This window comes from Oscillibacter sp. PEA192 (assembly GCF_003574015.1).
GTDB classification, from domain to species: Bacteria; Bacillota; Clostridia; order Oscillospirales; family Oscillospiraceae; genus Oscillibacter; species Oscillibacter welbionis.
In genome coordinates, this window is record NZ_AP018532.1 from 1,386,857 (window position 1) to 1,398,958 (window position 12,102).

Sequence of the window (12,102 nt, forward strand, 5' to 3'; positions counted from 1 at the left end):
GGATAGACGCATGGAAGTGGATTTGATTTTCAAGATCGCCGCCATCGGCATCCTGGTGGCGGTGCTGAACCAGCTGCTGATCCGCTCGGGCCGGGAGGAGCAGGGGCTGATGGTGGTGCTGGCAGGGCTGGTGTGCGTGCTGATGCTGATGGTCCGGGAGATCAGCGACCTGTTCGACCTCATCAAGTCCCTGTTCGATTTCTGACATGGAGCAGGTCATCCAGGTGACGGGGCTGTGCGTGGTGGGGGCGCTGCTGGCCCTGGTGGTGAAGCGGGGCAGTCCGGAGACGGCGCTGCTGCTGGCGGTGGGGGCCGCCGTGGTGGTGGCCCTGGCCCTGGCGGGCGTGGTGAAGGAGCTGCTGGCCTTCCTGGGGGAGCTGGGGTCGGCCAGCGGCGTGTCCGCGGACCTGTTTGTGCCCCTGTACAAGACCATCGGCATCGCCCTGGTGGTGCAGGTGGGAGGCAACCTCTGCCGGGACGCGGGGGAGAGCGCCCTGGCCTCCGTGGTGGAGACGGCGGGGACCCTCTGCGCCCTGCTGGCGGCCCTGCCGCTGCTGCGGGCGGTGCTGGACATGCTGTTGGAGCTGATGGGATGAAATGGTGGATCTGTTTGACGGCGCTGGTGCTGGCGCTGACCACCTCCGCCGCGGCGGCGGACCTGCCGGTGGAGCTGGAGCGGGCCGCCCCGGAGGCGGCGGAGGATCTCACGGACGGGGACCTCTCCGGCGGGACAGGCTTTGCCCAGGGGGTGGGGAACATTTTAGACCGGCTGGCGGACCAGGTGGGGGACGTGGTCCGGGAGCGGACCCGGGGCGCGGCGGCGGTGCTGCTGGTGGTGGTGCTGTGCGGCGTGGTGGAGGGCTTCGCCCAGGGGACCGGGGGGAAGGGGGCGGCGTTCCTGCCCATGGCGGGGGCGCTGTCCATCACCCTGGCCTCCGCCGGGAGCCTGGACTCCCTGATGGGGCTGGGCAGCCGGACCATCGGGGAGCTGGCGGACTTCTCCCAGGCGCTGCTGCCCACCCTGGCGGCGGCCACGGCGGCCAGCGGGGCCGTCACCACCGCCACGGTGCAGCAGGTGTCCACGGTGTTCTTCGTGGATCTGCTGCTGCGGCTGATCCGGCAGCTGCTGCTGCCGCTGGTGTACCTGTACATCGGATTGCTGACGGCGGCGGCCTGCCTGCCGGAAAACCGGCTGGGGGCCATTGCCGAGGCGCTGAAAAAGCTGGTGACCTGGATCCTCACCACGGCGCTGCTGGTGTTCACCATCTACCTCTCCATCGTGCGGATCATCTCCGGCTCCGCCGACAGCGCCACGGTGAAGGTGGCAAAGGCCGCCATCTCCGGCGTGGTGCCGGTGGTGGGGGGCATCATCGCCGACGCGTCGGAGACGGTGCTGGCCGGGGCCGGGATGCTGAAGAACACCATCGGCGTCTTCGGGATGCTGGCCATCCTGGCGGCCTGCGCCTATCCTTTCCTGCAGCTGGGGGTCCAGTACCTGCTGTACAAGCTGACGGCGTATCTGGCCTCCGTGGTGGGGGCGCCGGGGCTGTGCAAGCTCATCGACGGGCTGGGAGGCGCCTTCGGCCTGATCCTGGGCATGACCGGCGGCTGCGCGCTGCTGCTGCTCATCTCCGTGCTGGCCTCCGTGGGGGCGGTGATGCCATGATGGAGGCGGTGCGGGCGTGGCTGACCTCTGTGGTACTGGTGTCTGTGCTGCTGTCGGCGGCCCAGAGCCTGATCCCGCCGGGCACCGTGCGGAAGGCGGCGGGCTTCACCGGCGGGCTCATCCTGCTGCTGGTGCTGCTGCGGCCGGTGCTGGGGGCAGACCTGGAGCATCTGGAGCTGGATTTCGATCACTACCAGGCGGCGGTGGAGGAACGGCAGGAGGAGCTGGCCGACACACAGACCGAGGCCATGGCTTCTATCATAGCGGAGCAGACAGAAGCATATATATTGGACAAAGCGGGCGAGCTGGGGCTGGAGGTGACCGTCCGGGTGGAGACGCGGACGGAGGGAAACGGCATCCCGGTGCCCTGGTCCGCGGAGCTGACGGGCAGCTGGTCGCAGGCGCTGGCGTCGGCGCTGGAGACGGAACTGGGCATCCCGGCGGAGAGGCAGGTTTGGCATGAGCGGGAAGCAGAAAACTGAAGGAGTGCGAAGGATATGGGACAAGTACAAATTCGTGGCGCTGGTGGCGCTGGCGGGAGCCGTGCTGCTGCTGTGGCCCGGCGGGGACGGGAAGACGGCGGAGCGCGCCTCGCCCCAGGCGGCCGCCCTGGTGGAGGCGGAGCTCCAGCAGGAGATGGAGGACATTCTGGGCCGCATCCAGGGCGTGGGGGAGGTGCAGGTGCTGCTGACCGTGGAATCGGACGGCGAGCGGCAGCTGGCACAGGACTCGGAGCTCTCTTACAGCGGCTCCACCGCGGCGCCGGAGGACTACTCCCGTTCCTCCCAGACCGTGCTGGTGGACGACGGGAGCGCCGAGGCGCCGGTGGTGACCCGGACGGTGTATCCCACTTATCGGGGGGCCCTGGTGGTGTGCCAGGGCGGGGACCGGGCGGACGTGAAGCTGGCGGTGACGGAGGCGGTGGCGGCCCTGACCGGCCTTTCCGCAGACCGCATCACCGTGGCAAAATCGCAGTGATGATTTGGAGGAGGAGACAGCCCATGAGCGCGAGATGGAAGCGGAATACCGTGGTGGCCACGATGGTGCTGCTGGTGTGCGCAGCAGTGGCCCTGAACTGGAAGTACACCGGCGAGCAGGCGGCGGACGCCGTGGAGGAGACCGGCACCAAGATCCTGGGGGAAGCCACGCTGGTCAGCGGTGAGGAGGACGGCGGCGAGGCCGGGACGGATGAGGAGGCGGTCTACACCGGCGGGGACTACTTCGCCTCCGCCCGGCTGACCCGCCAGCAGGCCAGGGACAACGCCATCTCCCTGCTGCAGGAGGCGGCGGACCAGTCCGGGGCCGACGCGGCGGTGGCCAACGAGGCGTCGGAGGGCATCCAGGTGCTGGCGGGCTACACCATGAAGGAGGCCCAGATCGAAAACCTGGTGACCGCCAAGGGCTATACCGACTGCGTGGCCTTCATGGGGGAGGACAGCATCAGCGTGGTGGTGGACACCGGCACCGGCGAGCTGACGGCCGAGGACGTGGCCAAGATCACCGACATCGCCATGACGGAGACCGGATACCCAGCCAGCGGCATCAAGATCATGGCCTCAAATTAGCTGTTGTATTTTCCCGGGAAACATGGTAAAATAACACCCTGGAACCATTCTTCTGGGACGCGGCGGGCGACCCCCGCCTCTACCAAGGATCAAACAGTGAGGAGAGGCTTACGATGGGCGAGAGCAAAGAGTATATGACGCTGCCGGAGGAGAACGGGAGCATCAACATTTCCGAGGAAGTGATTGCCGCCATCGCCGTGGGCGCCGTCCGGGATGTGGAGGGCGTGTCCGGCATGGTGACTGCCATGGGCGGCAGCGTCACGGACCTGGTCCACAACAAGAAGAACGCCCAGAAGGGCGCCAAGGGTGTGAAGATCGACATGACCGGCGCCGCCCTGGTGCTGGACATCTATCTGACGGTGGAGTACGGCCACCCCATCCCCACGGTGGCGGAAAATGCCCAAAAGGCCGTCATCGGCGCGGTGGAGGCCATGACCGGCTGCTCTGTGGAGGCGGTCAACATCCACGTGGGCGGCGTGACGCTGGCCTGAGTCCCGGATGGGAATGAGAGAGAAAAGGACGTAGTTGAGGTTATGGTACGGAACACCGCGCGAGAGATCGCCATTCATCTGTCCTACGAGCTGAGCTTCACCGACAAGCCGGTGGAGGAGCTGCTGGACGAGCGCTTGACACCGGAGTCCTTCGCCGCCCTGGCGGAGGAGGACCCGCTGTATCAGGAGACGCCCAACGCCAAGCAGGCGGACTACATCCGCCGCCTGGTGCGGGGCGTGGCCGACCACGCTCCGGAGCTGGACGGGTATATCGCCAAATACGCCAAGGGGTGGAATTTTGCCCGGATCCCCCTGGTGGCCTCCGCCATCATGCGGGTGGCCATGTATGAGATTTTGTACATGCCGGACATCCCCCACGGCGCCTCCATCAACGAGGCGGTGGAGATCGCCAAGAAGTATGAGACGCCGGAGACGGTGAAGTTCATCAACGGCATCCTGGGCACCTTCGTGCGCCGGGAGACAGCGGAATAAGGGCAGTCCTGCGGAGCGGGACGGGGGCGTGACGCCGCCGTCCGGCTCCTCGTTTTCTGCCCGCAGGGACCAAGGAGCAAACGCGTATGGAACCACATATCTATGGTGTCACAGAGGTGAATCAGCTGGTGAAGGGCCTGCTGGACAGTGCCCCGGCTTTACAGGGCGTCGCCGTCCGGGGAGAGTTGTCCAACTACAAGATCTACCCCTCCGGCCACCACTATTTCACCCTGAAAGATCAGGAGGGGGCCCTCCGGTGCGTCATGTTCCGGGGACAGGCCTCCCGCCTCCGGTTCCGGCCGGAGAACGGCATGAAGGCCGTGGCCTCCGGCCGCATCACCGTGTTCCCCCGGGACGGGGCCTATCAGCTCTACTGCGACTCCCTGATCCCGGAGGGGGTGGGGGACCTGGCGGTGGCCTTCCAGCAGTTAAAAGAAAAGCTGTGGAAGGAGGGCCTCTTTGACCCTGCCCACAAAAAGCCCCTGCCGCCCTATCCGGAGAAAATCGCCATCGTCACCTCCGGCGCCGGGGCGGCGGTCCACGACATGATCCGCATCCTCCGCCGCCGGTATCCCATCGCCAGGGTGATCCTGCTGCCGGTGCGGGTCCAGGGGGCCGAGGCCCCGCCGGAGATCGTGGGGGCCATCCGGTACGCGGACAGGTGGAAGATCGGGGACGTCATCATCACCGGCCGGGGCGGCGGGTCCATGGAGGACCTGTGGGCCTTCAACGACGAGCGGGTGGCCCGGGCCATCTACGACTGTGAGACGCCCATCATCTCCGCCGTGGGCCACGAGCCGGACGTGACCATCGCCGACTTTGTGGCGGATGCGCGGGCGTCCACCCCCTCCAACGCGGCGGAGATCGCCGTGCCGGACCAGGTGGAGCTGCTGCGGTGGCTCCGGGGCGCAGGGGAGCGGATGGCGAGAAGCGAGACGGCGCGGCTGGAGACCGCCCGGCAGCGGCTCACCGCCCTGGCGGCCAAGCGGGTGATGACGGACGGAATGGCCTACGTCCAGGACAAGCGGCTGGACCTGGACCACTTACAGCAGCGGCTGGGGGACGTGACCGGCGCGGTGCTGGGGCGGCACCGGCAGAAATTCGCGGCCCTGGCGGCGTCGCTGGACGCCATGAGCCCACTGGCGGTGCTGGGCCGGGGCTACGCCGTGGCCCGGGATGAGCAAGGGAAGATCTTGAAAAGCTGGCGGGAGACGGCGCCGGGCAGCCGGGTGTCCGTCACGTTGGGAGAGGGCGGCTTCACCGCCGTGGTGGACAAGCCCTATACGAAGGAGGAACAGCCATGAGCGCGAAGAAACAGACGTTCGAGCAGGAGATCGCCCGGCTGGAGGAGATCGTGGCGGCACTGGAGAAGGGGGATGCCCCCCTGGCGGACTCTCTGGCGTTGTTTGAGGAGGGGACGAAGCTGATTGCCGCCTGCTCCCAGGAGCTGGACGCGGCGGAGCAGAAGGTGGTCAAGCTGATGAAGGGACCTGACGGCGCGCCGGTGGAGCTGCCCTTCGGGGAGGAGGAGCAGGGATGAGCGAACAGGTGTTTCAGACCCGGTATGAGACCTACCGCACGGCGGTGGAGTCGTATCTGGAGACCCTCTTTGCCGGGAGGCCGGACTGGCGGGACCTGTATGAGTCCATGCGGTACAGCCTGCTGGCGGGGGGCAAGCGCATCCGGCCGGTGCTGGCCCTGGAGTTTGCCCGGCTGGCGGGCCTTGCGGACTGGAAGACGGCCCTGCCCATGGCCTGCGCCCTGGAGCTGGTCCACACCTACTCCCTGATCCACGACGACCTGCCCTGCATGGACAACGACGACCTGCGCCGGGGCAAGCCCACCAACCACAAGGTCTACGGCGAGACGCTGGCCGTGCTGGCGGGGGACGCCCTCCAGCCGGAGGCCTACCGCCTGATCCTGACGGCGCCGGGGCTGGACGAGAGCCGCCGGGCCGCCTGCGGCCGCATCCTGGCGGAGGTCTCCGGCGCGGACGGCATGGTGGCGGGCCAGGTGCTGGACACCCTCCACGCCCCGAAGACCGAGGCGGAGGTGACGGAGGTCCACCGGCTCAAGACCGGGGCCATGATCGCCGGGGCCTGCCGTCTGGGCGTGGCCGCGGCGGGCGGAAGCGGCGGGCTGATGGCCGCCGCCGAAACGTACGCCCAGGAGCTGGGGCTGGCCTTCCAGATCCGGGACGACATGCTGGACGTGTGCGGCGACGCGGCGGAGTTCGGCAAGCCCATCGGTTCCGACAAAGAGGAGGGGAAGGTCACCTTCATGGACCTGCTGGGGCTGGAGGGCTGCGGCCGGGCGGTCCGCGCCCATACGGAGGCGGCCAAGGCCGCGGTGGCGGACTGGGACACGGACGGCTTCCTGGCCGCCCTGGCGGACTCCCTGGCGGAGCGGAACAAGTGAAGAGCGGGGCCGCCGGACGGCGGCCTCTTTTCTGTCCGGCGCCGGGGACTGTCCGCATCGGGAGGACAGCCCGGCCGGTCACAAAAAATTTACGGACGCATATACGGAATATGTTGTATATTTATTAGATTTGTGATATACTGTATGGCGCTAAGCGGCGGCGCAGTATTCTAGTCAGATCATCCGTCTCCGAAGGAGGGGCTAAAAATCCTCTGAAGGGCACACCGATGAAACCTCTGGTGCCTGCTTGATACGCCCAGTTTCGGGTGGGTGCTGGGGGGAAGCCTGGCTTTGCCTGCGCTTGCGGACTCAGGGCGCTTTCCAATGGCATGGTGATGACGACCCTGTTTCCGTGGAGACCTGTTCTTGTGCGCGGACGTACTCCCAGTGTGGTATTCCGGGCCGCGTACGAAGCAGCTGATGAACCTGCAGCGCGGTGCATCGGCCCTGCGGGGCCGTAACGCTGTGTGCAGACGTAGCCTGCCTTGCGTGAGGCGGGTGGATGGGGGAACAACAGGCGGGGCCCTCTGGCCAGAGGGCCCGTTTGATCGCCCCCTGAAACCCGGTTTGCAAAAGAGGCTAAAGGGACGGATCGACTGGGGTGGAAATCACCTAGGCTGTCCTGACCGGGCTGAAAAGGGATTGCAGTGCGGACTAAGTGGCGATCGGGTGGCATGGCTGGCGACACTGTGCCGCGGCACCGAAGGGGGAACCGCCTCCATCGGCAACGAGAGGTGTGCCGCGGGGAAATCCAACCCGTACCTAAGCCGTAAGATTTACCTTTTCCGCCGCCGCCGACTTAGCCAACTGGAATTCATTCCCAAGTGGAGGGACTTTTTTTGAGCGATACCCCAAAGCGAAAGCGCGGACGGGAGCGGGAGAGGCCGGGCCCCTACCGGTGGGCCGTGCAGGTCTTTTTTCTTGCCATCGTCCTGTCTGCGGCATTGAGCCTTGCGTCGGAGACCAGTCTCAGCGGCGCGGGCGCGGCGGCTGCCGCGCTGGTGCTGGCGGTGTTCATCGGCCTGGGCATCCTGTTCGACATCATCGGCGTGGCGGTCACGGCGGCGGACCCCAGGCCCTTTCACTCCATGGCCGCCCACAAGGAGCCCGGCGCCAAGGAGGCGCTGGTCCTGCTGCGGAACGCCGGGCGGGTGTCCAGCGTCTGCAACGACGTGGTGGGGGACATCTGCGGCATCGTCAGCGGGACCACCACCGCCGTGATCGTGGTGCGGCTCCAGACGGCCTTTGCCCTGCCGGAGAGCGTGCTGTTGAGCGTGGCGGTGACGGCCCTGGTGTCCGGCCTCACCATCGGCGGCAAGGCCCTGGGCAAGACGGTGGCCCTGAACAAAAGCACCAGCGTGGTCTACTGGGTGGGAAGGTTTCTGCACCTGTTCCACCGCTGAGAGGAGGCTGGGTCATTTGATCTTAGAGAATATCCATACCCCGGCGGACGTGAAGGCCCTGGACCGGGAACAGCTGGAGCCCCTGTGCCGGGAGCTGCGGCAGTTCCTGGTGGAGCATGTGTCCAAAACCGGCGGCCATCTGGCCTCCAACCTGGGAGCGGTGGAGCTGACGGTGGCTATCCACCGGGTCTTCGACACATCGAAGGACCGGCTGGTGTTCGACGTGGGGCACCAGTGCTACGTCCACAAGGCCCTCACCGGCCGGCAGGCGCTGTTTGACACCCTGCGGCAGTTCGGCGGCCTCTCCGGCTTCCCCAAGCCCCGGGAGAGCGAACACGACGCCTTCATCGCCGGACATGCCTCCAACTCCGTCTCCGTGGCCCTTGGGATGGCAAGAGCAAGAACTTTACAGCACTTGGATTACAGTGTTCTGGCGCTGATCGGGGACGGCGCCCTGACCGGGGGACTGGCCTATGAGGGCCTCAACAACGCCGGTGCCTCCGGCGAGCCCCTGATCGTCCTTCTCAACGACAACGGCATGTCCATCAACCCCAACGTGGGGGCGGTGGACAGCCATCTGAGCCAGATCCGCTCCAAGCCCGCCTACTACCATTTCAAGAAGTGGTACCGGGGCCTGTTCGGACAGCACCCCATGGAGAACCCGCTGTACCGGTTCAACCACAAGGTCAAGACGTCCCTGAAAAAGGCCCTGTGGCCCGGCAGCACCCTGTTTGAGGACATGGGCTTCACCTACCTGGGGCCCATCGACGGCCACGACCTGGACCGGCTGGTCCACGTGCTGGCCTGGGCCCGGGAGCTCCAGTGCCCGGTGGTGGTCCACGTGAAGACCGTGAAGGGCAGGGGCTACTCCTTCGCGGAGCAGAACCCGGACAAGTTCCACGGCGTGGGGCCATTCGATCCGGAGACGGGCCTTGTGAAGAAGAGCGGGGGAGACGACTTCTCTGCCGTGTTCGGCAGGACGCTGGCCGCCTGCGCCGCGGAGGACGGGCGCGTCTGCGCCATCACCGCCGCCATGGCGGACGGCACCGGCCTGGCCCCCTTTGCCAAAGAGTTCCCGGACCGGTTCTTCGATGTCGCCATCGCTGAGGGGCATGGCGTCGCCATGGCCGCGGGCCTGGCCAAGCAGGGGATGCTCCCGGTGTTTGCCGTGTACTCCTCGTTCCTCCAGCGGGGCTACGACATGCTGATCCATGACGTGGCCCTCCAGCGGCTCCATGTGGTGCTGGGGGTGGACCGGGCGGGTCTGGTGGGGGCCGACGGCGAGACTCACCACGGCTGCTTCGACGCGCTGTTCCTGTCGGAGATCCCCGGGTTTACGGTGCTGTGCCCCGCCAGCTTTGCGGAACTGCGGCGGATGCTGCGGCAGGCATTGTTTGAGATCGACGGGCCTGTGGCGGTCCGGTATCCCCGGGGCGGCGAGGGCGATTACCGGGAGGACCGGTCCGGTGCGCCGGTGGTCCGGCTCCGGGAGGGGGAGGACGTCACGCTCCTCACCTACGGCGTGCTGGTGAATCAGGCCCTGGCGGCGGCGGACCTGCTGGAACGGCAGGGCGTCAGGACCGAGGTGCTGAAGCTGAATCAGATCTCCCCCCTGGAGTATGAGACGCTGGCGCCCTGGCTGGCGGGGAAGAAGCTGCTGGCAGTGGCGGAGGATGCCTTCGGCGCCGGGTGCGTGGGCCAGCGGACGGCGGCCATCCTGGCCCAGCACGGCCAGGCGCCGGAGAAGCTGGTGCTCATCAACCTGGGCAAGACCTTCCTGCCGGAGGGAACCGTGCCCCAGCTGGAGCATCAGGCAGGCATCGACGCCGCGGGCATCGCCCGGGCGGTACAGGAGGCGCGTACATGAGTGAAAAAAAACGGCTGGACGTCCTGCTGACGGAGCGGGGCCTTCAGGAGAGCCGCCAGCGGGCCCAGGCGGTCATCATGAGCGGCGAGGTCTTTGTGAACGGCCAGCGGGTGGACAAGCCCGGCACCGCCGTGGCGGAGGATGCCCGGATCGAGGTCCGAGGCGGCACGCTGGCATACGTCAGCCGGGGCGGGCTGAAGCTGGAGAAGGCCATGGCGGCCTTCCCCATCGACCTGAACGGCGCCGTCTGCGCCGACATCGGCGCCTCCACCGGCGGCTTCACCGACTGTATGCTGCAAAACGGCGCGGAGAAGGTCTACGCCGTGGACGTGGGCTACGGCCAGCTGGCCTGGAAGCTCCGCAGCGACCCCAGGGTGGTGTGCCTGGAGCGGACCAACGCCCGGTATCTCACCCACGAGCAGGTGCCGGACGAGCTGGACTTCGCCTCCGTGGACGTGAGCTTCATCTCCCTGAAGCTGATCCTGCCGCCCCTGAACGGCCTGCTGAAGGACGGCGGCCACGCCGCCTGCCTGGTGAAACCCCAGTTCGAGGCCGGGCGCGAGAAGGTGGGGAAGAAGGGTGTGGTCCGGGACCCGGCGGTCCACCTGGAGGTGCTGGAGCACTTTCTGGACCACGCCGGGGACGCGGGCTTCACAGTGCTGGGACTGACCTATTCCCCCATCCGGGGCCCGGAGGGGAACATCGAGTACCTGGGATATCTGGAAAAGGGTCCCCGGCAGGAGCGTACATTTGACTTGAAGGCCCTGGTGGACGAGTCTCACCAGACCCTGAAGGAGCACGGAGAGGGAGGCAACCCATGAAAAAGATCATCCTCTGCCCCAACCCCAACCGAGACCGGGGCATGGAGACCACCCGCAGGGCAGACGCCATTCTGCGGCAGATGGGCTTCCAGACGGTGGTGTGTCCCCCTTTCAAGGACCAGAAGGACGGGGCCTATGGGGACTACAAGACCCGGCCCCTGACGGCGGAGCTGAAAAGCGCCGACCTGCTGATTACCTTCGGCGGGGACGGCACCATCCTGCATCTCGCCAAGCTGGTGGCCCTGAACAAGATTCCGGTGCTGGGCATCAACATGGGGGGCTTGGGCTTCATCGCGGAGCTGGAGGCCGGGGAGCTGGAGGCCCTGCGGAAGCTGAAGGACTGGGACTTCCAGACGGAACAGCGGATGATGCTGGACGTGACCGTCCAGCGGGAGGGCCGCCAGATCTACACGAATCTGGGCCTGAACGACGCGGTGATCCGGGAGGGTCCCATCTCCCATGTGATCCATCTGAAGATCTCCTCCGACGGGCGGCACCTGGCGGATATCGCCGGAGACGGCGTCATCGTGGCCACGCCCACCGGGTCCACGGCCTACTCCCTGTCCGCCGGGGGGCCGGTGGTGGAGCCGGTGGCCCAGACCATGGTGGTCTGTCCCATCTGCACCCACAACATGCGCTTTTCGTCCTATGTCCTCTCGCCGGAGCACACGCTGACCATCGAGCTGGAGCGCAACGGCCGCAAGCCGGTGTATCTGTTCGTGGACGAGAGCCGGGCCTTCTCCCTGAAGGCCGACGACAAGATCCAGGTCCGCCGGTCCAAGCACACCGTGCGGCTGGTGCGGCTGTCGGAGCGGAGCTTCTGTGAGATCTTTGCACAAAAAATGCTGCCAGGAGGATTTGAAGATGAAAAATGACCGGCAGAGCATGATCCTGGAGATCATCAGCCAGGAGAATATCGAGACCCAGGAGCAGCTGCTCGTCCGTCTCCAGGAGCGGGGGATCACCAGCACCCAGGCCACCATCTCCCGGGACATCAAGCAGATGCACCTCATCAAGGAGCCGGTGGGCCATGGAGTGTACAAGTACGCCGTGTCCGGCAACCGGACCCGGCTGAACTTCGCGGAGAAGCTGCGGACCATCTTCCGGGAGAGCATCACCAGCATCGACAGCGCACAGAACATCGTGGTCATCAAGACCATGCCGGGCCTGGCCAGCGCCGCCTGCGCCGCGCTGGACGACATGGGCGTCGCCTACATGGTGGGGTCCCTGGCGGGAGACGACACGGCCTTTCTGGTGATGCGGGACACGGAGTCCGCGGCCAGCTTCTGCGAGGAGATCAAGGAGATGCTGTGAGGCATCCCCGGCGGGAGCCGGTTCCTCCCGTCCAACGGGATGCGCCCTACAAAATATGGAACAGA

The 12,102-nt window shown here is 66.7% G+C and carries 16 protein-coding genes; all 16 read left to right on the forward strand.

The features are described 5' to 3' along the window. The first annotated feature begins 10 nt into the window (after nucleotides 1-10). The 16 genes from spoIIIAC to argR all read left to right on the forward strand — a co-directional run bounded on the left by spoIIIAC (nucleotide 11) and on the right by argR (nucleotide 12,037). Complete coding sequence (spoIIIAC, locus tag DN611_RS06670; RefSeq protein ID WP_021750248.1) at nucleotides 11-205, forward strand: stage III sporulation protein AC; 195 nt, start codon at nucleotides 11-13, stop codon at nucleotides 203-205. A 1-nt stretch (nucleotide 206) separates the two neighbouring features. Further along, nucleotides 207-596, forward strand: a complete 390-nt coding sequence (locus tag DN611_RS06675) for a SpoIIIAC/SpoIIIAD family protein (RefSeq protein ID WP_021750249.1) — start codon at nucleotides 207-209, stop codon at nucleotides 594-596. Further along, complete coding sequence (locus tag DN611_RS06680) at nucleotides 593-1,666, forward strand: stage III sporulation protein AE (RefSeq protein ID WP_119310941.1); 1,074 nt, start codon at nucleotides 593-595, stop codon at nucleotides 1,664-1,666. Before DN611_RS06675 ends, DN611_RS06680 begins: the two co-directional genes overlap by 4 nt. Next, entirely contained in the window at nucleotides 1,663-2,148 is a 486-nt protein-coding gene (locus tag DN611_RS16665; RefSeq protein ID WP_021749009.1) for a stage III sporulation protein AF, read from the forward strand. The genes DN611_RS06680 and DN611_RS16665 overlap by 4 nt, the downstream gene beginning before the upstream one ends. Before the next feature lie 4 nt (nucleotides 2,149-2,152). Beyond that, nucleotides 2,153-2,644, forward strand: a complete 492-nt coding sequence (locus DN611_RS06690; protein WP_145985068.1) for a stage III sporulation protein AG — start codon at nucleotides 2,153-2,155, stop codon at nucleotides 2,642-2,644. Nucleotides 2,645-2,667: 23 nt separating this feature from the next. Further along, a complete protein-coding gene (locus tag DN611_RS06695; protein WP_119310943.1) occupies nucleotides 2,668-3,231 on the forward strand; it encodes a SpoIIIAH-like family protein in 564 nt (187 codons plus the stop codon). Between the two features lie 113 nt (nucleotides 3,232-3,344). Further along, nucleotides 3,345-3,722 carry an Asp23/Gls24 family envelope stress response protein gene (locus tag DN611_RS06700; protein WP_021749006.1) on the forward strand — a complete coding sequence of 126 codons (378 nt, stop codon included), beginning with the start codon at nucleotides 3,345-3,347 and terminating at the stop codon, nucleotides 3,720-3,722. A gap of 42 nt (nucleotides 3,723-3,764) precedes the next feature. Further along, nucleotides 3,765-4,214, forward strand: coding sequence for a transcription antitermination factor NusB (gene nusB, locus DN611_RS06705; RefSeq protein WP_021749005.1), 450 nt, complete (start codon nucleotides 3,765-3,767; stop codon nucleotides 4,212-4,214). An 86-nt stretch (nucleotides 4,215-4,300) separates the two neighbouring features. Continuing rightward, complete coding sequence (xseA, locus tag DN611_RS06710) at nucleotides 4,301-5,518, forward strand: exodeoxyribonuclease VII large subunit (RefSeq protein ID WP_119310944.1); 1,218 nt, start codon at nucleotides 4,301-4,303, stop codon at nucleotides 5,516-5,518. Continuing rightward, a complete protein-coding gene (gene xseB, locus DN611_RS06715) occupies nucleotides 5,515-5,754 on the forward strand; it encodes an exodeoxyribonuclease VII small subunit (RefSeq protein ID WP_021749003.1) in 240 nt (79 codons plus the stop codon). Before xseA ends, xseB begins: the two co-directional genes overlap by 4 nt. Next, complete coding sequence (locus tag DN611_RS06720; protein ID WP_119310945.1) at nucleotides 5,751-6,632, forward strand: polyprenyl synthetase family protein; 882 nt, start codon at nucleotides 5,751-5,753, stop codon at nucleotides 6,630-6,632. The genes xseB and DN611_RS06720 overlap by 4 nt, the downstream gene beginning before the upstream one ends. 839 nt (nucleotides 6,633-7,471) lie before the next feature. Then, on the forward strand, nucleotides 7,472-8,035 hold the full coding sequence (locus tag DN611_RS06725) for a hypothetical protein (RefSeq protein WP_025545655.1): 564 nt from the start codon (nucleotides 7,472-7,474) through the stop codon (nucleotides 8,033-8,035). Between the two features lie 16 nt (nucleotides 8,036-8,051). Beyond that, entirely contained in the window at nucleotides 8,052-9,902 is a 1,851-nt protein-coding gene (gene dxs / locus DN611_RS06730) for a 1-deoxy-D-xylulose-5-phosphate synthase (protein WP_021748957.1), read from the forward strand. Next, nucleotides 9,899-10,723 (forward strand): TlyA family RNA methyltransferase, encoded by an 825-nt coding sequence (locus tag DN611_RS06735; RefSeq protein WP_025545287.1) that lies wholly within the window; start codon nucleotides 9,899-9,901, stop codon nucleotides 10,721-10,723. Before dxs ends, DN611_RS06735 begins: the two co-directional genes overlap by 4 nt. After that, complete coding sequence (locus tag DN611_RS06740; protein WP_021748959.1) at nucleotides 10,720-11,598, forward strand: NAD(+)/NADH kinase; 879 nt, start codon at nucleotides 10,720-10,722, stop codon at nucleotides 11,596-11,598. The genes DN611_RS06735 and DN611_RS06740 overlap by 4 nt, the downstream gene beginning before the upstream one ends. Further along, nucleotides 11,588-12,037: an arginine repressor gene (gene argR / locus DN611_RS06745; protein ID WP_021748960.1), complete on the forward strand. Its 450-nt coding sequence runs from the start codon at nucleotides 11,588-11,590 to the stop codon at nucleotides 12,035-12,037. Before DN611_RS06740 ends, argR begins: the two co-directional genes overlap by 11 nt. Nucleotides 12,038-12,102: the final 65 nt, after the last annotated feature.